Here is a 20,778-nt window from a genome sequence, read left to right as displayed (position 1 = left end):
GCAGACTCTGCGCAAGGCTCACACCCGTTTTGGGCGTCGGTTCAGATCAGGAATCGAGGGGGCCGCAGGAACCCTGCTGTTTCCACCGAATACGTTTGACCGTCGAGAATGACATATTCACTTGTACCAACCGGCTCTGCTTCGATCTTGGTGTCTTCGAGGAAGACGACAGAAATACAGATACCGTTGCAACACTCTTGGGATTGTTGCTCTTTGCCATCCTTGTCGGACGCTGCGATGTCGCTTGCGACCCTAAGCTTCTCATGCGCGTGATGCGCATCGCTTCCGGTGTCATGAGTCATGGCGGCACCAACGACAACAATAGACTTGGCTTGATGTCCGTCATGCATGCCGGACGCCGCGTGAGCGGCAGAAGGTGGTGAAAATACCAAGGCTAACGCAAACGCAATGCACGTAAACGTCTTGAACCAGCATGATATGAAAACTCGAAAGCTCATGCTCTAGATATCGGATACCGAAGCAATCCAGTCAATCCGTCCTGCGCAGGAAGGTTTGTCGCTTTTTTGTGAAAAAGGCGAGATTCGGCCGCTGCCGTCAGAAAATGTTGCATATCAGAAACATATAAAGAGCCAATATTCCCCTCCGGTCAGCGGAGCGATGCTGACGCGTCTTGTGCTACCGAACTTCAGCCAGCTTCTCAGACCTGTAGCCCGCGTCGCTGATCGCTACCGCCAATGCAGTTTCATCCAGAGTGCTGTCGACGCCGACGATAGGTGCAGTCAGATCGCACGAAACTTTTGCATCTGGGTCGGCAGCCATGATGGGCTTTTGCATGGAAGCGGCACGATGGCCGCGATCTCCGCGCAGATTGCAATAGACCCTGAAAGGAGTCCGCCCACTCGGATAGGAATATTCCGTTCTGAAAATTACCGCCAGCGTAAGACATGCAGAAAAGCTACTTTCCAATGCTATCAACATTTCCGCAACTAGGTCCGGCAGTAACCTACCATTTGTTATGTCGCTCGGCCTGCAGTCGAGACATGGAACGCGGTTCAGGAGATTTCGAAACTTAAATTTCATTCGTCCCAAAGACCTGGAGCGAATGCTTGGTTCCCAAACGCAGGTTCAACATCCTCGATCTCAAGCCGTATATGTGCCAACGTTCTAACATGCAGAGGTTTTTCTCCGTCGACATGCCCGGTGTTCAATTTGTGAGCATTGTCTTGGCATTCAGCCTCGCAGCGTTACTGGCGGTCCTCTGCCTTTATATCTTGCTTTCGCCGGGCTTTGCAGCGGCTCTTGCCGCCGGCGGGCCATCGCTGGCCCGCTTTCTGAGGCAAGTTACGACCAACGGTCTGCCCGTAGTTTTTGCCATAAACTATGTCAGTTTTTTTCTTTTCGCGGTGATACAGAAACCAAAGGTCGCCCGCCGAGATACGGCGTTTTTCGTGCTGGTGGATATCTTGCTCAGAGCCATTCTCTTTCCAAGCCTCCACGCACTGATCTACGTTTTGTCTGCCGACTGGTTCGAGTCATTCGGGGGCAGTCGTGCAACCGCGTTGTCGGTCGTTGCCCCAACCCTTGCGCGTTCGGCGTTTTTTGAGAACATCTCCGGAGTTTATCTTTATGCGACAATGATCAGCGCGCTGCCGCTATATGTTTCAGCTTTCGGGCAGTCGGAATTTCTTGGACCGACCGTTCGTCGCTTGCCAATAAAAGCGGGCTTGATGCTGCTCGCCTTGTTTGCGTTTGCCCTGTCGGTCGGATTGATCGCAATCGGTGCACAAGGCATCGCATTCCTTCAGGGCTAAATGATGGCTGGCTATTCACCGTGGGAATGCGCGGCCTGAGGTGCCAACCATCGCGACAAGTAAACGCGCTCGAAAGCGAAGACAGCGATCATTCCGACAGCCGCATACAGAACGATCATCGGGTCGCTTTGAAGCTTCATCACGGTGAAAGCTGCCAGTACAACTACATCGAGCGCCAGGGCAGTCAAAAGCACGATACCTGAGGCGCCGACGTCTGCTCGACGATAGTGGAACACGCCCCAATGTATGATCATGTCCATGACAAGGTAGAAGAAAGCACCGAGGGATGCGATCCGGCCAAGATCGAAAAGCACGGCCAACGTCGCGGCGATGACAACGGTATAGACCAGCGTGTGGCGTTGGATAGGGCCGGACATACCGAAATGGCTGTGCGGGATCATTTCCATGTCGGTCAGCATCGCCAGCATACGCGACACCGCGAAGACGCTGGCCAGAACGCCCGATGCGGTTGCGACAGCGGCCAGGATCACCGTCAATATGAAGCCGGTTTGTCCAAGGGCGGGCTGCGCCGCTTGTGCAAGAGAATAGTCACGCGCTGAGATGATCTCCTCGATCGTCAGACTCGAACCAACCCCGAAGGCGACCAACAGGTAGGCGACGACGCAGATCCCGATCGAGAACATGATCGCTCGGCCAACGTTGCGGTTTGGTTCGGTGATCTCGGCCCCGCTGTTGGTGATCGTCGTGAACCCTTTGAAGGCGAGGATAGCCAGCGCCGTGGATGCTATGAAACCCGTGATGCCATAGGATTGAGGCGTCTCGGAAGCCGCAGCGAACGCAAAACCACTAGACCACAAAGCAGCGATGCCGAACAGAGCTATGCCACCGATCTTGATTGCTGCCATAATCAATGAAAACAGCCCGACCGAGCGGTTTCCGGCCATGTTCACCAGAAAGGCGAAAACGATTACGGCCACGGCCAGAGCGGGGACCAATGGGCCACCTTCGATATCGAAAGGGCGCAAGACATAGGTGGCGAAGGTCCGGGCGACGAGGCTTTCCGCGATCACCATGCTGAGCGCCATCAGCAGTGCGGCCCCGCCCGCGATGGCTCCAGGGCCATAGCATTTCTGCAGGATCATGGCGATGCCACCCGAGGACGGCCATTTGTTCGACATCCTGATGAAGCTGTAGGCGCTGAAGCTTGTGACGACCGCGCCGGCGATGAATGCAAGCGGGAAAAGCGGGCCGGCGAGCTGCGCGATTTGCCCCGTCAACGCAAAGATTCCAGCGCCGATCATCACGCCTGTCCCCATCGCAACGGCTCCGCCCAGACTGATGGAATTTTCGCGGTACGTTTCTTTTTCGCTCTGCATAAATGGCCCCCTTTTAATTTTGGTTCGTCCGAACGCTGTTGCGCGCTTCTAGATACGAACGCCGCGAAGGCGCAGCGAATTGAGCACCACCGAGATTGACGACGCGCTCATGGCGAAGGCAGCAAACATCGGACTGATGAGGATGCCAAAGAAGGGAAACAGAACTCCCGCCGCGACCGGCACGCCGGAGGCGTTGTAGATCAGCGCGAAGAACAGGTTCTGGCGGATGTTGCGCATCGTGGCCCGGGCGAGCCGCCGCGCACGCACGATACCATCAAGGTTGCCCTTGACCAGCGTGACGCCCGCGCTTTCGATGGCCACATCGGCGCCGGTGCCCATGGCGATGCCGACATCGGCCTGCGCGAGCGCGGGGGCGTCGTTGACGCCATCCCCGGCCATGGCGACCTTGTGGCCCGCCTCTTGCAACTCAAGGATGATCCGCGCCTTGTCCTCCGGCAGCACGTCGGCCCGGATCTCATCGATTCCGAGCCGCGTGCCGATGGCCTTGGCCGTGCGTTCGTTGTCGCCGGTCGCCATGATGACGCGGAACCCCAGTTCATGCAGATCCTCGATGGCTTCTGGCGTGGTCTCCTTCACTGGGTCGGCGACAGCAACTAGACCGGCGATCTCGCCATCCAGCACAACGAACATGACCGTCTCGCCTTCGTCGCGGCGGGCATTGGCCTTGGCGGTCAACGCGCCCGCCTCGAGCCCCAATTCGCGGATCATCGCCAAATTGCCGAGCGCGACCGCTTTGCCGTCAACGACCCCCTTGACGCCCTTGCCAGTGACCGCCTCGAAGTCCCGTGCCTCGTCCATTTTGACATCTCGCTCCTCCGCACCCCTGACGATCGCTTCGGCCAAGGGGTGCTCCGATCCGCGCTCAAGCGATGCGGCGAGACGCAAGACCTCGGCTTCGTCGTGGCCGGGTTGCGGGAGTACGTCGACAAGCCGCGGCTTGCCTTCGGTCAACGTGCCGGTCTTGTCGACGATCAGGGTATCGACTTTCTCGAACCGCTCCAGCGCCTCGGCGTTCTTGATCAGCACCCCTGCCTGAGCGCCCCGTCCTGTCGCTGTCATGATCGACATCGGTGTCGCCAGGCCAAGCGCACAAGGACAGGCGATGATCAGAACCGCCACCGCCGAAATCAATGCGTAGGAAAGCGCAGGCGCGGGCCCCCAGATCGCCCAGGCGATGAAGGACAGGACCGCGATACCGATGACGGCCGGAACGAAATATCCCGCCACCTTGTCGGCGTATTTCTGGATCGGGGCGCGCGAGCGCTGCGCGTTCGACACCATCTCGACAATTTGAGCCAGCATCGTGTCGGACCCGACACGCGTCGCCTCCATCACCAGACTGCCGGTGCCATTGATCGTCGCGCCGGTCAGCGGGTCGCCCTCGGTCTTCTCGACCGGCACGGGTTCACCGGAGATCATGCTTTCGTCGACCGAGGACCGGCCGTCCAGAACCACGCCATCGACCGGCACCTTGTCACCGGGCCGCACGCGCAGCCGGTCCCCGACTTGCACGTCCTCCAGCGGGATTTCCTCCTCGGATCCGTCGTCCCGGATGACCCGCGCGGTCTTTGCCGCCATGTCGAGAAGCGCGCGGATCGCCTTGCCGGTCCCCTCGCGGGCGCGTAGTTCCATCACCTGGCCGAGCAGCACCAGCGTCACGATCACCGCCGCCGCCTCGAAATAGACGCCGACATGGCCTTCGGAGTCTCGGAACCCATCAGGGAATATGTCCGGTGCGAGAACGGCAACGACGCTGAAGAGCCAGGCGGCAAGAACGCCCATGCCGATCAGGGAGAACATGTTGAGGTTCAATGTGCGGAACGAAATCCATCCGCGTTCCAGAAACGGCCAGCCGCACCACAAGACCACTGGCGTTGCCAGGATCAATTCGATCCATTGTGTGGTGCTTTCGCCAAAAAAAGTCCGGACTGCGGGGAAACCGACGAATGGCCCCATCGTGAGGACAAGGAGCGGGATCGTCAGGACTGTGCCGACCCAGAACCGCCGTGTGAAATCCACCAGTTCGGGATTTGGACCTTCATCGCCCGGCACACCGGATTCCAGTTCCAATCCCATACCACAGATCGGACACGCGCCCGGATCAGGCTGCCGCACCTGAGGGTGCATCGGGCAGGTGAAAATGGGACCATCATGTCCTGTAGGAACCAGATCATATCGGCCATCGGCCGGCGTGGCACCCGCGTGGTGTTCGTGATGATCATGTGCTGAATGGACCTCGAGCTCCGATTCCGGCACGAGGTGCATCCCGCATTTCGGACATTTGCCGGGCTCAAACTGCCGCACCTCAGGGTGCATGGGGCAAACGAATACCGAGGAAGCTGCTGTGGTTTCAGAACTGTCGGGGGTGCTCATTTTGCGGTCCTTTCCGAGAATGCTTCTCTTGCTTGGGGCTTCCATCCACAGGAGGGTCAAGAGAGATCAGTACGGCGATTACATTGCGGCTCTGCGGGGTGGCGCTGTCCGGCCCCGTTCCCGCCGGGCGAACACGATCAACGCCAGCCCGACCAGCACCATTGGCATGGAGAGCAACTGGCCCATGGTCAAACCCCACTCACCAAAGTGGAGCGCATGGCCAATTGGGTTATCTTCCGTCACGAACTGCTGGTCCGGTTGCCGGAACATCTCGACGAAATTTCGGGCAAGACCATAGCCGGTCAGAAACACGCCAGCCAAGGCACCGGGCATTTTCAGCCAGCCCCGGCCCCAAGCGAGATAAATGAGCAGTATTCCAAGAATGAGCCCCTCCAATACCGCCTCGTACAGCTGGGACGGGTGTCGGGCGCAGAGGCCGCTAACCCCTGGGCAGGCCTGCGCGACTTCGCCGGGAAAGATCACCGCCCAGGGAACGTCCGTTGGACGCCCCCACAACTCATTGTTGGTGAAGTTCGCCAGCCTTCCAAGAAACAAGCCTGGTGGTGTTGCCAAAGCCAGCAAGTCGCCAGTGCTGAGCAATGACGCGTTCTGTCTAAGGCAGAACAGCAAGGCCGCGATGACAACTCCCGCGAACCCCCCGTGGAAAGACATGCCGCCTTGCCAGACCATCAGAATTTCCAAGGGATTGGCGAGATAATATGCGGGCTGGTAGAACAGTACAAAGCCCAGGCGACCACCAGCAATCACGCCGATGATGATCCACGTCAGAAGATCTTCGATCTGCGTTCGGTCAAGCGGCGGTCCAGCTGACGTCCAGAGCGCGGGACGGCTTATGGCACTCGAACAAATGCGCCAGCCAATCAGGATACCGAAGATATAGGCTAGCGCGTACCAGCGGAGTGCGAATGTGACCCCCCCGATGTCGAAGGAGAAGAGGTCGGTTCCAATATCCGGAAATGGCAATCCCGCTGGCAGCACTGGGTGAGTTCCTCATCAAGAATTTACGTGGGGATTAGATGGCATTGATCGAGCACCGCTAAAGGCGCTCGATCTGCGACAGGGCATCCAACGCCCATCCCGCCATCACGCGGTGTCGAGGGCGTCCCGAAGGAGATCGCGGACTTCGCCGGCGACCGCGTCCAGGTCTTGGTTCTGCACCGCCTGCATCGAAGCGACAGGATCGACCGCGCTGACCTCGGTGTCGCCGTCCAGTTGCCGCAGGATAACATTGCAGGGAAGCATCGCACCGATGCGAGGCTCGATCTCGATGGCTTTGTGCGCCATGCCCGGATTACAGGCCCCCAAGATGCGGTAAGGCGGCATGTCCGCATCAAGTTTCTTTTTCATCGTCGCTTTGACGTCAATCTCAGTCAGAACGCCGAAGCCCTTGTCTGCCAAAGCATCCCGAACACGCATCTCTGCGTCATCGATTTTGGTGTCTTTCAGGACGCGATCATAGGTATAGGCCATGGGAATTTTCCTTTCCGTGTCTCTATTTGTTGGCATACCGAGGCTAAACGGTTCAGGTCGCGGTTCGGTTCAATGTCCCGACCGCGAATGGTTTTGGGGTTGTGAGGACGGGTGCCGGAAAAAAACCGGCACCCATTGGCTCAGTTGTCCTGCATCATGGAGCCGTTGCCCATGCCCTGACCGTTGCCAGGCCGCGCAGGCGCATCTGCCATATTCGACCGCATCATCTGCATCCGCTCCATCCTATCGGCAGGAGCGGCCATCTCTTCCGGCGTCACCGCGCCGTCGCCATCGGCATCGAGGTGTTGGAAGCGATCCACCATCATTTCGCGGATCATCGCGCTGTGGAGAGCTTCAAACTCGGTAATCGAGAGGCTTCCATCCCCGTCGCTGTCAAACTCGGAAAGCTTGGCCTGCAGCTGCGTGCGCATTTCTTCCGGCGTCGTTGTGCCGTCTCCATCAGTGTCGAACATTTGCATCATGCCGCCAGCCATGCCTGGGCTCATCATACCACTGCCCATGCCTGCGCCCATCATGCCTGCGCCCATCATGTTTCCGTGCATGCGCTTCATCATGTCCATCATTCCGCCCATGTTCCCCATCATACCGGGACCACCGTTCTGCATCATGCCTGGTCCGCTCTGGGCGCCAAATTGTCCCCCACGCCCGTGGTTGGCGTCCGCGAATGCGGCACCGCCAAGGGCGGTTGCAGCCAGGGTCATTGCAGCGAGTAAAGTGTTGCGTTTCATTTCGATCACCTCGTGTCAGTGTTGCGATACCCAGCATATGGGGGGCACCTGCAGATGCGGAATGCCACGCGAGCCGGTGTTTTGTATCGCGAGGTCACAAAGGCGGGGTCTGTTACAAATTGCGACAAATCAATTCGGGGCGAACGCTCCTCTTCATCTGAAACATGCGATATCCAGAAAAAAAGGTGTCGAGGATCCGTATACCAACCGAAACCGAACCCATGTTTCGGTAGAGGTGAAATCCGGAAGAGTTGATGTCGAGATTGCTAGAGGCCCTGAATATCCCGAAAATTCAATCATTCAACCCATGGCAGGAGGCTGCAGGGTGCTCTTTTTGAACCGCATTTTCTCAGTTCTAACCTTGGTAATTTTGGCGGGGTGCGGTGCAGGAAACGACATGCGCCCGGATGCTTCAGCCGAAGTCATCAGTAGCGCATCCTACCGTCACGATGGACCGGCCGCGCTGACGTTGTACACCATGATCAACAACAGGTCCGGGGCGGGTGCGCATAGCAGCGTCATGATTAATGGGTCGCAGCGTGTTATCTTCGATCCGGCAGGAACGGTCCGGCTGAGCGCTGTACCGGAACGGGGAGATGTGCTTTATGGCATTACTCCACAAGTGGCCGATTTTTATGCGCGGGCTCATGCTCGCGAGACCTACCATGTCGTCATACAAGAGATCGATGTGTCTCCCGAAGTCGCGGAGCAGGCTTTGCGCCTTGCAATTGCCAGCGGCCCAGCCGCTTCCGGTTTTTGTAGTGCCAGTACCTCCGCGGTACTCAGACAATTACCAGGATTTGAATCCATCGGACGCACATTTTTTCCAAAGCGCCTGATGGCGGATTTTGGCAAGTTGCCGGGCGTGCGAACCACAAAGCTGTTCGAGAACGATGAGGACGACAAATCCGTAGCGATCGCACAGTTCGAAAGTTCACTTGCGACACAGCCGTGAGTGTTCGTCCAACAATTCATTGGAAGATGTCCCTGCACGACGCAGTCCTCGGCGTGTGAGCCAAAGATGCAATAGGTTAGCTTCGAGCGGTAACGCTGTCTTCGGCCGAGTAAAGGAACGCCGTCGATCCGACAGCGACATTCGGATAGAGATCATTGATGTGGGCCATCACCATGCGCACGCATCCCGAACTGGCCCGGCCGCCAATGCTGCGAGGGCTCGGCGTTCCGTGAATTCGAAGGTACGTATCCCGATCTCCGACGAATAGATACAAAGCCCTGCTGCCCAAGGCATTGTTGGGGCCGGGCTCCATACCGTCGGCAAACCGCTCGTAAGCCTCCGGATCGCGTTCGATCATTGACTGCGTTGGCGTCCAGTGCGGCCATTCGACCTTTCGGCGGATCGTATAGGTGCCGGGTTCATAGAGATCGCCCTTGGCAATCGCCACCCCGTATCGCATCGCGGTGCCACCTTCCTCGATATGGTACAGATAGCGCGCGATCGCATCGACGTGAATGTCACCCGGGCGCAAACCGTCATTCGCCAAAACGCGTTGCGGCAGCAGCCTGGGATGCAGCCCCCATGGGTTGGTTGTTGCCGGGTCATAGTTGGCGGGCGTGATCTGCGCATCCCAAGCTGCTTTTTCGGCTGTTGACGGCCAGGTCTTAGCGAATGCTGGCGAACTCAGAGACGCTGAAAACAGCGAGCCGGAAAGTGCAAGGAAGTGTCGTCTTGTAACCATGAAGCGAAGCCCTTTGTTTGTTTTCGATGAATGCGGGACGATTCAAGAAACGTCCGCGACCCCATGCCACCGAACCTTTTGATGTCTTGCGATCGCGACCAACCAGAGGCAAGCAAGGACACCGCTTAGGATCGCGTTCCAACTGGCCATGGACAACGTCAGAAATTCCCAGACAACCTCACTGCACAGAACAAGATTGGACGCATTTGAACTGGCAGAGGGCAGCAATTCCGATACCGACATTTGGGAAACATCGAGGCCGGATCCCGTGCAAGAAGTCGGTCCCTCCCACCAGCCGCGCTCGACACCGGTATGAAACACTCCCAACGCGGATGTGCTGAGTACCGACAGGGCACCGATTATCAGGATTGGCAAAATCGGCAGAGCAAAGAGCAACAGAGCGCCCATTCCAATGGCGATTGCGTGTGGGTAGCGTTGCCAGATGCACATTGCGCACGGCGCGTACCCAAGAGCCTGGAAAACGAAGGCCCCCAACAGCAAGGCGGCTGATCCTGCCGCCGCAGTCATGCCGAGAGATTTTGGTGTCAGGGTCAATGAACGCTCCCATTGGCAGTCGATGGACCTGTTTCTCGCTTGTCAGGTTACGTAGACGGCGAAAGGCCTGTTATCATTCAGAGATTTGTAACGGTATGTATCCGTCTCGACCCTCAGCCGACTCTGATCCACGTTGCCATACCGTCGGCTTGGTGGCTCAACATGTGGCAATGCAGCATCCACGATCCCGGATTGTCCAGGACGACGAGAATATCCCGCGTCTCGCCGGTATCCAGATAGGTCGAGTCCCGGTATGGACCGGCTTCACCCGCCGCATCGAGTTCCCAGAAATGGTGGCCATGCAGATGCATGACGTGTGGGAACCCGGTTTCGTTGCGGATCGAAATGCGCGCGGTCGTCCCCTGCGCGGCGGATAGGAAAGGCCTTCGAGGCAGGCCGGATACGTCATTGAGCGCCCATGTCCCTGTGCCGTTGTGGGACGCGCTTCCCGCACCTCCCTGGAGCACCAGCTCCGCGGTTTGGCCGGGGTCTTTCGGGGCGGGCATTCGGTTGGCGGGCAATGCGGTGATGGGCGCTTTCGCGGGCTCACGGGAACCGGAAACAGCGATTTCGCCAAGGCTCAACGTCTGTTCTCCAAAGCTGTCGTCGAATCTAATAGGCCCGGTCGCATCACCAATCACATCGCATCTTTGCCCCGGAGCGAGAAGGATCGGTTCGAGCGTCCGAGGATGCGCCAGAGGCATGCCATCCAGTGCAACGATCTTGCCTATCAAACCATCCAGGCCGACACGGTACACCCTGTCGATAGAGGGATTTATGAGACGCAGTCGCAGACGGTCGCCTCGTTTCACAGTCTTGCCGGTTCCATTGAAAACAAGTGCCGTGACCGTATTGCCGATACGGCCCTCGGTTGCGAAGTGGGCCGGGTTGAACGCTTCGTCGTACTGCCCGGACTGATCCAGCAAGACATCGAAGAACTGAACAACGATGTCATGGTCGACAGCCGGCGCATTTTGCTCCTCGACGATGAAGGCGCCGAAAAGACCGCGGCTGACCTGATCGTAAGACAGGTAATGCGAGTGATACCAATACGTGCCGGCATCCGGGACGCCGAATTGATAACGATACGAGTCGCCCGGAATGACCACATCCTGAGTGAGGACGTTGACACCATCCATCCGATTTGGAACCCGCAACCCATGCCAGTGAACGAGAGCGCCCTCCTCCAATCGGTTATCGAGGGTAATGCGGGCGGTTTGTCCTTGTCGCATTCTGACTTCTGGGCCCGGCAGACCACCGTTGAAGCCCAACATCGACACGTCGTACCCAGCAAGGTGCGCCTTGATCGATTGGGGCGCGAGGATCAACTCGTGTGTCGCTGCTGGCAAGCGGGTACCAGCCAGCGCAACGGTCATCCCGCCAAGGAAAGACCTCCGGCTCAAAGACAATTCCGTCACCTCATGAATGATAGACTGGCTTTCGCCAACTGCCGCACTTGTGCCATTTCCGGAAGAGGAACTTCAAGGCGACAGAACACTCCTCACGCCGTTGTCACTTTGGGATACAGGAAGACGCGGGCGCCGATTTCAACGCGTTCGTACAGATCCTTCACATGTTCATTCGTCAACCGCGCGCATCCATTCGACACGGCAGACCCAATTGTCTCCGGGGTGTTCGTTCCATGAATGCGAAGATAGGTATCGCGTCCCTCGGCATCGTAGAGATAGAGCGCGCGGGCCCCGAGCGGGTTGTTTGGCCCGCCTTTCAGTCCATCCTTGTACTTTGCGTATTTGCGTGGCTCGCGCCGGATCATGGCGTTCGTTGGCCGCCACCATGGCCATTTGGCCTTGCGCGCTACCGTGAACTCTCCGGGTTCGTACAAACCTTTGCGCCCTACCCCGACCCCGTAGCGGATCGCCATCCCGTCCTCGAGCATGAAATAAAGGAAAAAATCGTCGGGAACGACGTGGACATCGCCTTTAACCCAGTCACCACGACGGGTGTTTACCAATTGTGGTTCGAACCGTTCGGGCAATTTGACTTTGTGGGCCCAGGCAGTTGTGGGCAGAAAGCAACCCATCGCTCCGGCACAAATCAATTCTCGTCTCGTGAAATTCTGCATGGCGCGATCTCCTCGGACCCATGAAAATTCAGTGCGCGTCAGGGGCAAAGAAAAGAAGCCGTGAACCGGGGCAAACGACGCGCCTTTGTTGCCTTGAAACTACGAAAATTCGTGCTTTTGGAACTCTCCAGCGCTGGAATGTTGTTGTTTTACAAAGAACTGCAAGGAGGTGACTGGAAATGCACTACTCACGATTCTTTATGATGATCGGAACATCGACCGTGGTCATGTTCGTTCTGATGTACCTGAACACCTATCTTTGGGGCCATATCTTCTTTTCGGAGACACGCCTTTACATGGCCATCCTGATGGGGGCGACCATGGCCGTGATCATGTTGGCGTACATGTTGTCCATGTATCAGAACACCAAAGCCAACATCGCGATTTTCGTTGGCGCAATAGTCCTTTTCGCGGCGAGCCTCTGGCTGGTTCGCGGGCAATTCACGGTGCAGGACAGGTCCTACATGCGCGCCATGATCCCGCACCACTCGATCGCCATCATGACGTCGACTCGTGCCGAGATCACCGACCCGCGCGTCCGGGGGCTCGCAGACGACATTATCTATGCGCAGGACAAGGAAATCGCCGAAATGCGCTACCTTATTGCTGACATTGGAGCAAACGGCGAAGCATCGGCCACGCGAAGCGAAACGCCGGCGCAGGTTGTGGATGCGCAACAGGCGCTTCAAACGGAGGTCGTGTCGAAGGTCGATCCTGAGTTTCTGACGGAAGACGAAATCGCTGCGGTGTTCCCGAATGGCGGAAATTGCCGCTTTGCTTACACCTCGGACAGTCCGGCTGTACTGGTGACTGGTGAAACCGGCGAAGGGTCTGCCGCCGCAATGAAGATCAGCGGTGATCTGGTGCGCCTGAATGCGCAGGGCGAAAATGCATTTTCTGAAGGCCCGCTGTCGGCCGAGATCGCAGAGACGAACGGTGACCTGACCGATCTGATCGTCAGCGCGGGAACCGACTACGAAGCCGGGTTCCGTGGTCAACTTACGTGCAGCGGATAAGGAGGAAAGGACATGCCCCGCGACACAGACAGTAAATCCGCGCAGCTTTATCGCATGGTCATGCCGGGCCATGTCTGCCCCTACGGTCTGAAATCGAAAGACCTGCTGGAGCGGCAAGGCTTCGAGGTGGAAGACCATCCGCTTGACACCCGTGAAGACACCGATGCTTTCATGGAGAAGCACGGGGTCGAGACGACGCCGCAGACTTTCATCGGGGACGAACGGATCGGCGGTTACGATGATCTCAGGGTGTTTTTCGACATTGACCCACCCGAGGAAGAGCAAAGCGACACGACCTACCAGCCGGTCATCGCGATCTTTTCCGTTGCCGCGCTGTTGGCATTGGGCCTGTCTTGGCACCAGTACGGGTCGGTCCTTACCTTGCGGGGGTTCGAATGGTTCATTTCGCTGTCCATGACCATTCTCGCGATCCAGAAATTGCAGGATGTCGAAGGGTTTTCGACGATGTTCCTCAACTACGATCTGCTGGCGCGCAAATGGGTGCGATACGGCAAGGTCTACCCGTTCGGCGAAGCGTTGGCAGGTGTCCTGATGACTGCCGGCGCGCTGCTGTGGCTCTCGGCGCCTGTCGCCCTGTTTATCGGCACGGTCGGCGCTGTCAGCGTGTTCAAGGCTGTTTATATCGACAAGAGAGAGCTGAAATGCGCCTGCGTCGGCGGTGACAGTTCCGTCCCGCTGGGGTTCATTTCGCTGACGGAAAACCTGATGATGATCTTCATGGGTATCTGGATGCCGGTCCGCGCGATCTGGTTCTGAGGTACAGCCCCTTCTTGCCTGTCACTTGGCCAACCGCTCCGGCGACAGATCCTCGATGATGGGGCAGTCGGGCCGGTGATCCCCGGCACATTTTTCCACCAGTTCGGCGAGCGTCGCGCGCATGGATTGCAGTTTCGCGATCTTTTCCTCGATCTGGCGCAGATGGTCTTCCGCAACCGCCTTCACTTGCATGCTTTCGCGGTTTTCATCCTCGTAGAGCGACAGGAGCGTCCTGCAATCTTCGATGGTGAACCCCAAGGCCCGTGCGCGACCCAGAAACGCCAGCTTGTGAATGTGGCTCTCGGTGAACGCGCGGTAGCCGTTCTCGCTACGGTTCGGGCGGATCAGCCCGATGTCCTCGTAGTAGCGGATTGTTTTTGGGGGCACACCCGATTGTCGGGCAACGTCTCCGATGTTCATGTCGAACCTCCGTTATTCTGCTGGAGCAGGAGTGGCGGCTGCCAGCTCTGCCGGGATTGCGCGCTGCTCGTCCATCGCAGGCGCGATGCGCCGCAGCCGCAGGGCATTGGTCAGGACAAACACCGAGGACAACGCCATCGCACCCGCCGCAAGGATTGGTGACAGGAGCAACCCAAAGGCGGGATAAAGCACCCCGGCAGCGACCGGAATAAGTGCCACGTTGTAGGCAAAGGCCCAGAACAGGTTCTGCCGGATGTTGCGCATGGTCCGCCGCGATACTTCGAAGGCGTTCACCACGCCGCGCAAATCGCCCGACATCAGGACGACATCCGCAGATTCGATGGCCACATCGGTGCCGGTTCCAATGGCGATGCCCACATCGGCATGCGCCAGCGCCGGGGCGTCGTTGATCCCGTCGCCGACAAAGGCGATGCGCTTGTTCCCTTGGCGCAAACTGTCGAGCGCCGCAACCTTGCCGTCCGGCAGGACGCCGGCGATGACGTGGTCGATACCGGTTTCGCGGGCGATGGCTTCGGCGGTTTCGCGTTTGTCGCCGGTGATCATCGCAACCGCAAGACCCTTTTCGTGCAGCGCTGCGATGGCTGCGCGGCTTGCCGGTTTGACCGGATCGGCCACGCCGATCACGGCGGCGACACGCCCATCTATGGCAGCGTAAAGCGCCGTGCGACCCTTGCTTGCGATCTTCGTTTCCTCTGGAGCCAATGCCGAGACGTCAATGCCTTCGCGCGCCATGTAGCGGTCGGCCCCAACCAACACCTCCACGTCTTCGACCACGGCGCGCACGCCGTAACCTGTGACCGATTGAAAGCCTTCGGCCGCCACAAGAGGTGCGCCCTCGGCCCGCGCGGCCCGCACGATGGCGTCCGCGACAGGATGCTCGGAGAGCGACTCCACGGCAGCGATCTTCGAGAGCGTTGTTGGGCGATCGAACCCTTCCGCCAGCACAAGGTCAGTCAGTGCGGGTCGCCCCTCGGTCACCGTGCCTGTTTTGTCGAGGGCGACCACATCAACGGAATCAAGTTGCTGCAAGGCGTCACCTTTACGGAACAGGACACCCATTTCCGCAGCACGTCCCGTCCCGACCATGATCGAGGTCGGCGTCGCAAGCCCCATCGCGCAGGGGCACGCGATGATGAGCACCGACACACCGGCGACCAGCGCCATCGTCAGGGCCGGATCAGGCCCGAAAAACAGCCAGACCAGCACGGTCGCCGCCGCGATCGCCATCACGGCAGGCACGAACCACAAGGTGATCCGGTCGACCAATCCCTGGATCGGCAGTTTGGCGCCCTGGGCCTCTTCGACCATGCGAATAATCTGCGCCAGGGTCGTGTCGGCGCCGACCCGCGTGGCGAGGAACTGCAGGCTTCCGGCGCCGTTGACCGTCCCGCCGGTCACCGTATCTCCGGCACCTTTTTCAGCGGGGATCGGCTCGCCTGTCAGCATGCTTTCGTCGACGCGGCTGGTCCCCTCGATGACCTCGCCATCGACCGCGATGCGTTCACCAGGGCGCACGATGACGATGTCACCCTGAACCAGCGCATCGATCTCGATCTCGACGCTTTCTCCGTCCCGCATCACGCGTGCAGTCCGCGCCTGAAGCCCTAATAGCTTCTGGATGGCCGCGCCCGTTCTCCCCTTGGCGCGCGCTTCAAGAAACCGCCCCAGAAGGATCAGAACGACGATGACCGCTGCCGCCTCGAAATAGACGGTGCGCAGCGTGTCAGGCAGGACCGACGGTACGAATGTCGCAACCACGGAATAAAGGTAAGCCGCCCCGGTGCCGACCGCGACGAGGCTGTTCATGTCGGGGGCACCCCGGAACAAGGCCGGGAAACCCTTGGTGTAAAACGTCCGGCCCGGGCCGAAGAGAACGATTGTCGTCAGCACGAACTGAAGAAGCCAACTCGTCTGCTGGCCAATCGTGGTCTCGATCAGCATATGAACGGCCGGAATGACGTGGCCACCCATTTCGATCAGGAAGACCGGCAAGGCGAGGATGGCCGCAAAGGTGACCCGTTTGGCAAGCGCCTGAGCCTCTTCCTCTTTGCGCGCAACTCTGTCGTCACCGGCCTGGGCCGTTGCCACGGTTGCTGGATACCCTGCCGCGCCGCTTGATTCGATCAGATCGGATGTCGTGACAAGACCTTCGACGTAAACGACCGTCGCCGTCTCTGAGGCGAGGTTGACGTTCACCTCGACCACCCCGGGCACCGCGGCAAGCGCCTTATCGACCCGCCCGACGCAAGAGGCACAGGACATCGCTGCAATCGTGAGTTCGGCCCTGGCCTTCCGCGCGGGGTAGCCCAGCTCGCGAAGGGATTCGATGATGTCGGGAATGCGCTTGAGCGCGTCCACGCTCATACGCGCGGTTTCGGATGCAAGATTCACCGACACATCCTCTACGCCGTCGATTGCATTCAATGCGCGGTCGACCCTGCCAACGCAGGACGCACATGACATGCCTTCGATCGGCAGGCTGATCTGTTTGGGTTCGGGCATATGTGTCACCTGTTTTTCCATTCGAAGTGGAATATGAGGCTTCCAGTTACTGGAGGGTCAATGGGAGGGCGCCAAATAAATTTCTTCACTTGACCTTCCAGCGGGGGGAAGCCCCATGTCACCGACAGAAATCAGATCAAGGAGTGGTTCCGATGAAGTTCAGCGTTCCGGACATGAGCTGTGGACATTGCACCGCAGCAATCGAAAGCGCGGTGAAGAGCGCAGATCCGAATGCAGGCGTAGAATGTGATCTTTCTGCCCGACATGTGCGTGTCGCCAGCGTGTTACCAGCCGATCAAGTCCTAGCGATCATTCGGGATGCGGGCTACAACGTGGAACCTGCGGCCGCTTGATGCAGTGCCTGGACCACCCAAGGGCGGTCCGGGCACAGAATTTCAGTCTTCGACTTTGCGGGCTTCCTCGACCAAGTCGACAAGCTGCGCCTTTTCGACGAAGCCCGGGACCAGCGCGTCACCGATCACGAAAGACGGCGTGCCGTTAAAGCCCAGAGCTTGGGTCAGTTGCATGGATGTCGCAATGTGCTCTTCGACCTCGGGGGCCTCCATGTCCTTGCGCAACTGTGCGATATCCAGGCCGATCTCCTCGGCAACGCGCAGCACGGAGGCCTCTTCCGCGCGGCCTTCCAGCCCCATCATCGCCCAGTGAAACTCTTCGTATTTGTCCTGCTTGCGCGCTGCCAAGGCCGCTTTCGCGGCGAACACCGATCCGTCTCCGAGAATGGGCCATTCACGATAGACGAGGCGAATGTTTGGATCGTCTTCGATCAAAGCCCGCACCTCGGGTTTGACCCGCCGACAATAAGGACAGTTGTAGTCGAAAAATTCCACAACGGTGACGTCCCCTTCCGCGTTGCCGAGAACCGGCGCATTCGGATCGTTCTCGATCAGATCGCGCTGGTCATTCAGAACTTGGGCCTGACTGAGCTCCTGCGCTTGCGCCTGCCTTTGTTCAAGGATGGCGACGGCCTCCATGACAATCTCCGGGTTCTCGCGGATTGCTTCCAGCACAAGTTCCTTGACCCGGGACTCTGACAGTTCGTCGGCGAGTGCCGGTAGCGGAAGCAAGGCAGCTATCGCGACCGTCGTGAAGGCTTGTCTGAAACGCATTTTAGTTCTCTCCCCGTTGTTCGTCGGCTTCTGTCCGCGCGGCCTGGACTTCGCGGATGCGATCTGGCCAGGTGGACCGGATGAAGGCCAGGATGTTGTGAATTCGCTGGTCGGTCAGCACGTCTGCGAAACCGGGCATGCCACTGTCGAATTCGACGCCCTGACGCGCCAGAAGCGTTGCACCCCCCAGTTTTGTGTAATCGAAGAGCAGGCTGTCAGGATGATGCCAGGTGTGACCCGTCTCATCATGCGGTGGTGCTGGCAGGCGCCCATCCGCGCCCGGCGTTCGCCATTCCGGCTGGCCTTCCAGATCCACGCCATGACAAGACGCGCAGTTTTCTGCGTAGAGCAACGCGCCTTCTTCGATGTCGTAGCTCTCCGCCTTGGACGCGCTGCCGACATCCGAGGATGCACTGGTCGAGAGCCAATACGTGAAGGCGGCTGCTGCGACAGTGATCGGAACGGACCAAACGAGATACCTCATGTGACCCGTATCCAGGTTGTCATGCCGGACGCGGCGTGGCTGAGCATGTGGCAATGGAACAGCCACTTGCCGGGATTGTCTGCCGTAAAGGCGATCTCCCGGGACTCGTTGCCGGCCAACAGGATCGTGTCCCGCATCGGCCCGAACGCGCCGTCGGGGCGCAGCTCACGGAAATGCATCCCGTGCAGGTGCATCGCATGTGGGAACACGGTCTGGTTCTCGATCTTCAAGCGCACCGGCTCGTTCAGGGATAGATCGGCCAGTGGCGTGTCGGTCATATCGGCGACATCATTCAGGGCCCAGAATTTGCCCGCTTGGGCAAGCTGACGGAATCCAAGACGTTCCCCACCGAGCAACGCGGACTGCATCCGCCCCATTGCACCGCCGGACATGACCAGTCGCAAATCTCGCGCATCGGCAAGGTCCGGGGCGTTTGCTGCGGGGTTCGGCGGCAACGGCAGTGGCTTGCCTCTTGGTACTGAACTGGCTGTGCCGTCGATCGGAAAACTCACGAGCGGGGTCGGTTGATCGTCATCGCCGATGCGCAGCAAATGGGCCACGCCGCCTTCGTCTTCGGTCACATCGACAATTAAGTCGACGCGCTGTGCCGGGCCGAGGATCAACTCGCCGTCAATCTGCTGGGGTTGGCCGATTGGCATTCCATCGACGGCCACCCTCCAGCCATTCAACCCCGAGAGCGTCAGCGGGAAAATCCGCGCGCTTGCTGCGTTGATGATCCGCAAGCGAATGCGTTCGTTGCGCTTCGCGGACAAGGTCAGGTCATAGCGCCCATTGGTCGTGATAAAGTTGCCGGTACGTCCACCGTGGCTCATCATCATGGGCTGTTCGAAATTGTCGAACAGCTGCCCGCTCTCAGGGTCGAGCAACCAGTCCTCCAGAACGATGACTTCCTCGCGGTCGATGTCCGGTCCATTGGCCTCTTCGACGATCAAAGCACCGCGCAAACCACGCGCGACCTGCTCGTATGAGCGATTATGCGCGTGGTACCAATAGGTCCCGGCGTCCGGTACGACGAAGTCGTAGTCAAAGGTTTCACCAGGTGCCACGGGCTCTTGGGTCAGCCCTGAAACGCCATCCATCGCGTTATCGATCCGGATTCCGTGCCAGTGAACCGAACTGGGATCGGGTACCTCGTTGCGGAACCTGCGGCGCACCCGATCGCCTTGAGCGACCCGGATTTCCGGGGCCGGAACAAGGCCGTCATAGCCCCAGATCTCTGTTTCCGGGTAGGTGTCCGGAAGAAGCTGTTGACGTGCAACCTTGGCAACCACGTCCTCGAACGGGGTTGCGGCAAAAGCCGACCGCGGGATGGCCGCCGCGCAGGCCGCCAGTGTTGCATGGCGCAAGAAATCCCGACGTGTTTGTCTCATTTCGATCCTCGAGAAAGCGGGGGCTTGTTGCCCCCGCGTGGTGTTAGTTCGACGCGGGGTTCTCCGCCTCGACCGTGTCCTTGTTCAGCAGGAAAAGCGCCATCGCTTCGCGATCGGCAGGTGTCAGAAACCGAGTTCCCTCGCGAACCACTTCCGCCATGCTGCCGCCGAAAGCATCGCCCGAAGGGATGATGCCGGTCTGGAGCGCATAAGCGAGGTTTGAAACCGTCCAGTCATTTTTGGCCAGGTCTTTTGGCCGTATCGCGGGTGCCTTGCTGCCACCGGGAAGCTGGGCGTTGCCTGCAAAGGAAGCACCGATATCGCGACCTCCTGCAAGATTGCGCGGCGTATGGCAGGCTCCGCAATGTGCCGCACCGCGCACCAATTCCCGTCCGCGATTCCATGCGCCGCTTCGCCCTTCAACCGGTTCGGTATCCGGATCGTAGAAGAACGCCGCTCGCCAGAGCTTCAGCCCCCATCGTTGATCGAATGGGAAGCTGACATCGTTTTCTGGTGCAGGTTCGTCCACGGGCGGCACGGTTTGAAACGCCGCCCAGAGGTCAGCGATATCCTGGTCAGAAAAATCCGCATAGAACGTATATGGGAAAGATGGATAGTAGGGCGTTCCATCGGGGCCGATCCCCTGCCGCACGGCTTTTGCGAACTGTTCTGCCGTCCATTCGCCCATGCCATGTTCGGGGTCGGTCGTCAGGTTGGGCGGATAGAACGTTCCGAACGGGGTTTCGAGCGGCGCCCCTCCGGCAAGTGGTGCGCCGCCCGCTTCAAAATTGGTATGACAGGCAATGCACCCACTGGCGCGCGCCAAATATGCGCCCCGGTCGACATTGCCCTCTGTTGCAATCGGAGTCACTGCACTGCCGACAGGCCATGCAATCACCACGCCGAGGCCGGCCGCGCCCAGCACGGCGACCCCGGTGACGAGTTTCAAAAACCGGCGCATG

General features: G+C 59.0%; 22 protein-coding genes. 5 read left to right on the top strand and 17 right to left on the bottom strand.

What is annotated here, in order from left to right; translation table 11 throughout:
- Positions 1-41: 41 nt before the first annotated feature.
- Both OO25_RS20660 and OO25_RS23045 read right to left on the bottom strand, forming a co-directional pair.
- Entirely contained in the window at positions 42-350 is a 309-nt protein-coding gene (locus tag OO25_RS20660; RefSeq protein ID WP_232367722.1) for a hypothetical protein, read from the bottom strand.
- Between the two features lie 286 nt (positions 351-636).
- Positions 637-780 (bottom strand): hypothetical protein, encoded by a 144-nt coding sequence (locus OO25_RS23045; RefSeq protein WP_175304855.1) that lies wholly within the window; start codon positions 778-780, stop codon positions 637-639.
- A gap of 287 nt (positions 781-1,067) precedes the next feature.
- On the opposite strand from OO25_RS23045, the gene OO25_RS20655 reads away from it, so the two are divergent.
- Complete coding sequence (locus OO25_RS20655; RefSeq protein ID WP_237455014.1) at positions 1,068-1,772, top strand: hypothetical protein; 705 nt, start codon at positions 1,068-1,070, stop codon at positions 1,770-1,772.
- An 11-nt stretch (positions 1,773-1,783) separates the two neighbouring features.
- On the opposite strand, the gene OO25_RS20650 is transcribed toward OO25_RS20655, so the two are convergent.
- The 5 genes from OO25_RS20650 to OO25_RS20630 all read right to left on the bottom strand — a co-directional run bounded on the left by OO25_RS20650 (position 1,784) and on the right by OO25_RS20630 (position 7,743).
- Entirely contained in the window at positions 1,784-3,109 is a 1,326-nt protein-coding gene (locus tag OO25_RS20650; protein ID WP_027238587.1) for an APC family permease, read from the bottom strand.
- Positions 3,110-3,157: 48 nt separating this feature from the next.
- Positions 3,158-5,446 (bottom strand): copper-translocating P-type ATPase, encoded by a 2,289-nt coding sequence (locus OO25_RS20645; protein ID WP_369808881.1) that lies wholly within the window; start codon positions 5,444-5,446, stop codon positions 3,158-3,160.
- 135 nt (positions 5,447-5,581) lie between these two features.
- A complete protein-coding gene (lgt, locus tag OO25_RS20640; RefSeq protein ID WP_027238585.1) occupies positions 5,582-6,502 on the bottom strand; it encodes a prolipoprotein diacylglyceryl transferase in 921 nt (306 codons plus the stop codon).
- 105 nt (positions 6,503-6,607) lie between these two features.
- Positions 6,608-6,994 (bottom strand): DUF302 domain-containing protein, encoded by a 387-nt coding sequence (locus OO25_RS20635; protein WP_007803435.1) that lies wholly within the window; start codon positions 6,992-6,994, stop codon positions 6,608-6,610.
- A gap of 140 nt (positions 6,995-7,134) precedes the next feature.
- Positions 7,135-7,743 (bottom strand): EF-hand domain-containing protein, encoded by a 609-nt coding sequence (locus OO25_RS20630; RefSeq protein ID WP_012187178.1) that lies wholly within the window; start codon positions 7,741-7,743, stop codon positions 7,135-7,137.
- 397 nt (positions 7,744-8,140) lie between these two features.
- Between OO25_RS20630 and OO25_RS20625 the strand changes: the two genes are divergently transcribed.
- Positions 8,141-8,698 carry a hypothetical protein gene (locus tag OO25_RS20625; protein WP_012187179.1) on the top strand — a complete coding sequence of 186 codons (558 nt, stop codon included), beginning with the start codon at positions 8,141-8,143 and terminating at the stop codon, positions 8,696-8,698.
- Between the two features lie 76 nt (positions 8,699-8,774).
- On the opposite strand, the gene OO25_RS20620 is transcribed toward OO25_RS20625, so the two are convergent.
- From OO25_RS20620 to OO25_RS22415, 4 genes are all read right to left on the bottom strand, one after another.
- Entirely contained in the window at positions 8,775-9,440 is a 666-nt protein-coding gene (locus tag OO25_RS20620; RefSeq protein ID WP_012187180.1) for a L,D-transpeptidase, read from the bottom strand.
- Between the two features lie 42 nt (positions 9,441-9,482).
- Positions 9,483-9,968 (bottom strand): disulfide bond formation protein B, encoded by a 486-nt coding sequence (locus tag OO25_RS20615; protein WP_040182569.1) that lies wholly within the window; start codon positions 9,966-9,968, stop codon positions 9,483-9,485.
- A gap of 140 nt (positions 9,969-10,108) precedes the next feature.
- Positions 10,109-11,371, bottom strand: a complete 1,263-nt coding sequence (locus OO25_RS20610) for a multicopper oxidase family protein (RefSeq protein ID WP_007803424.1) — start codon at positions 11,369-11,371, stop codon at positions 10,109-10,111.
- 125 nt (positions 11,372-11,496) lie between these two features.
- Positions 11,497-12,078 carry a L,D-transpeptidase gene (locus OO25_RS22415; RefSeq protein WP_082035383.1) on the bottom strand — a complete coding sequence of 194 codons (582 nt, stop codon included), beginning with the start codon at positions 12,076-12,078 and terminating at the stop codon, positions 11,497-11,499.
- 179 nt (positions 12,079-12,257) lie between these two features.
- Between OO25_RS22415 and OO25_RS20600 the strand changes: the two genes are divergently transcribed.
- Both OO25_RS20600 and OO25_RS20595 read left to right on the top strand, forming a co-directional pair.
- Complete coding sequence (locus OO25_RS20600) at positions 12,258-13,094, top strand: DUF305 domain-containing protein (protein WP_012187184.1); 837 nt, start codon at positions 12,258-12,260, stop codon at positions 13,092-13,094.
- A 12-nt stretch (positions 13,095-13,106) separates the two neighbouring features.
- Complete coding sequence (locus tag OO25_RS20595; RefSeq protein ID WP_012187037.1) at positions 13,107-13,871, top strand: MauE/DoxX family redox-associated membrane protein; 765 nt, start codon at positions 13,107-13,109, stop codon at positions 13,869-13,871.
- 21 nt (positions 13,872-13,892) lie between these two features.
- On the opposite strand, the gene cueR is transcribed toward OO25_RS20595, so the two are convergent.
- Positions 13,893-14,291: a Cu(I)-responsive transcriptional regulator gene (gene cueR, locus OO25_RS20590; protein ID WP_007803416.1), complete on the bottom strand. Its 399-nt coding sequence runs from the start codon at positions 14,289-14,291 to the stop codon at positions 13,893-13,895.
- Positions 14,292-14,303: 12 nt separating this feature from the next.
- Positions 14,304-16,814 (bottom strand): heavy metal translocating P-type ATPase, encoded by a 2,511-nt coding sequence (locus OO25_RS20585; RefSeq protein WP_040182674.1) that lies wholly within the window; start codon positions 16,812-16,814, stop codon positions 14,304-14,306.
- 152 nt (positions 16,815-16,966) lie between these two features.
- Here OO25_RS20585 and OO25_RS22680 point away from each other — a divergent pair, with 152 nt between their 5' ends.
- A complete protein-coding gene (locus OO25_RS22680; protein WP_058239067.1) occupies positions 16,967-17,167 on the top strand; it encodes a heavy-metal-associated domain-containing protein in 201 nt (66 codons plus the stop codon).
- A gap of 42 nt (positions 17,168-17,209) precedes the next feature.
- On the opposite strand, the gene OO25_RS20580 is transcribed toward OO25_RS22680, so the two are convergent.
- The 4 genes from OO25_RS20580 to OO25_RS20565 are packed head-to-tail and all read right to left on the bottom strand — an operon-like array spanning position 17,210 to position 20,777.
- Positions 17,210-17,941 (bottom strand): DsbA family protein, encoded by a 732-nt coding sequence (locus tag OO25_RS20580; RefSeq protein ID WP_040182558.1) that lies wholly within the window; start codon positions 17,939-17,941, stop codon positions 17,210-17,212.
- Position 17,942: 1 nt separating this feature from the next.
- Positions 17,943-18,425 (bottom strand): cytochrome c, encoded by a 483-nt coding sequence (locus tag OO25_RS20575; RefSeq protein WP_040182556.1) that lies wholly within the window; start codon positions 18,423-18,425, stop codon positions 17,943-17,945.
- On the bottom strand, positions 18,422-19,816 hold the full coding sequence (locus tag OO25_RS20570; RefSeq protein ID WP_040182555.1) for a multicopper oxidase family protein: 1,395 nt from the start codon (positions 19,814-19,816) through the stop codon (positions 18,422-18,424). The genes OO25_RS20575 and OO25_RS20570 overlap by 4 nt, the downstream gene beginning before the upstream one ends.
- Positions 19,817-19,859: 43 nt before the next feature.
- Positions 19,860-20,777, bottom strand: a complete 918-nt coding sequence (locus OO25_RS20565) for a cytochrome c (protein ID WP_040182554.1) — start codon at positions 20,775-20,777, stop codon at positions 19,860-19,862.
- Position 20,778 lies beyond the last annotated feature (1 nt).

This window comes from Phaeobacter sp. S60 (assembly GCF_000826845.1).
Taxonomy (GTDB): Bacteria; Pseudomonadota; Alphaproteobacteria; order Rhodobacterales; family Rhodobacteraceae; genus Phaeobacter; species Phaeobacter piscinae.
Note: the sequence above shows the minus strand (reverse complement) of the source record. Positions and strands in the feature narration are given on the sequence as shown.

Excerpts from the sequence above, each read along its gene's own strand:
- OO25_RS20580 (WP_040182558.1), bottom strand. The coding sequence starts at position 17,941 with ATGCGTTTCAGACAAGCCTTCACGACGGTCGCGATAGCTGCCTTGCTT.
- OO25_RS20620 (WP_012187180.1), bottom strand. The coding sequence starts at position 9,440 with ATGGTTACAAGACGACACTTCCTTGCACTTTCCGGCTCGCTGTTTTCA.
- cueR (WP_007803416.1), bottom strand. The coding sequence starts at position 14,291 with ATGAACATCGGAGACGTTGCCCGACAATCGGGTGTGCCCCCAAAAACA.
- OO25_RS20630 (WP_012187178.1), bottom strand. The coding sequence starts at position 7,743 with ATGAAACGCAACACTTTACTCGCTGCAATGACCCTGGCTGCAACCGCC.
- OO25_RS22680 (WP_058239067.1), top strand. The coding sequence starts at position 16,967 with ATGAAGTTCAGCGTTCCGGACATGAGCTGTGGACATTGCACCGCAGCA.
- OO25_RS20585 (WP_040182674.1), bottom strand. The coding sequence starts at position 16,814 with ATGCCCGAACCCAAACAGATCAGCCTGCCGATCGAAGGCATGTCATGT.
- OO25_RS20610 (WP_007803424.1), bottom strand. The coding sequence starts at position 11,371 with ATGACCGTTGCGCTGGCTGGTACCCGCTTGCCAGCAGCGACACACGAG.
- OO25_RS20625 (WP_012187179.1), top strand. The coding sequence starts at position 8,141 with ATGCGCCCGGATGCTTCAGCCGAAGTCATCAGTAGCGCATCCTACCGT.
- OO25_RS20575 (WP_040182556.1), bottom strand. The coding sequence starts at position 18,425 with ATGAGGTATCTCGTTTGGTCCGTTCCGATCACTGTCGCAGCAGCCGCC.
- OO25_RS20570 (WP_040182555.1), bottom strand. The coding sequence starts at position 19,816 with ATGAGACAAACACGTCGGGATTTCTTGCGCCATGCAACACTGGCGGCC.
- OO25_RS20660 (WP_232367722.1), bottom strand. The coding sequence starts at position 350 with ATGCATGACGGACATCAAGCCAAGTCTATTGTTGTCGTTGGTGCCGCC.
- OO25_RS20650 (WP_027238587.1), bottom strand. The coding sequence starts at position 3,109 with ATGCAGAGCGAAAAAGAAACGTACCGCGAAAATTCCATCAGTCTGGGC.
- OO25_RS20645 (WP_369808881.1), bottom strand. The coding sequence starts at position 5,446 with ATGCACCCTGAGGTGCGGCAGTTTGAGCCCGGCAAATGTCCGAAATGC.
- OO25_RS20595 (WP_012187037.1), top strand. The coding sequence starts at position 13,107 with ATGCCCCGCGACACAGACAGTAAATCCGCGCAGCTTTATCGCATGGTC.
- OO25_RS20600 (WP_012187184.1), top strand. The coding sequence starts at position 12,258 with ATGCACTACTCACGATTCTTTATGATGATCGGAACATCGACCGTGGTC.
- OO25_RS22415 (WP_082035383.1), bottom strand. The coding sequence starts at position 12,078 with ATGCAGAATTTCACGAGACGAGAATTGATTTGTGCCGGAGCGATGGGT.
- OO25_RS20565 (WP_040182554.1), bottom strand. The coding sequence starts at position 20,777 with ATGCGCCGGTTTTTGAAACTCGTCACCGGGGTCGCCGTGCTGGGCGCG.
- OO25_RS20615 (WP_040182569.1), bottom strand. The coding sequence starts at position 9,968 with ATGACTGCGGCGGCAGGATCAGCCGCCTTGCTGTTGGGGGCCTTCGTT.
- OO25_RS23045 (WP_175304855.1), bottom strand. The coding sequence starts at position 780 with ATGGCTGCCGACCCAGATGCAAAAGTTTCGTGCGATCTGACTGCACCT.
- OO25_RS20635 (WP_007803435.1), bottom strand. The coding sequence starts at position 6,994 with ATGGCCTATACCTATGATCGCGTCCTGAAAGACACCAAAATCGATGAC.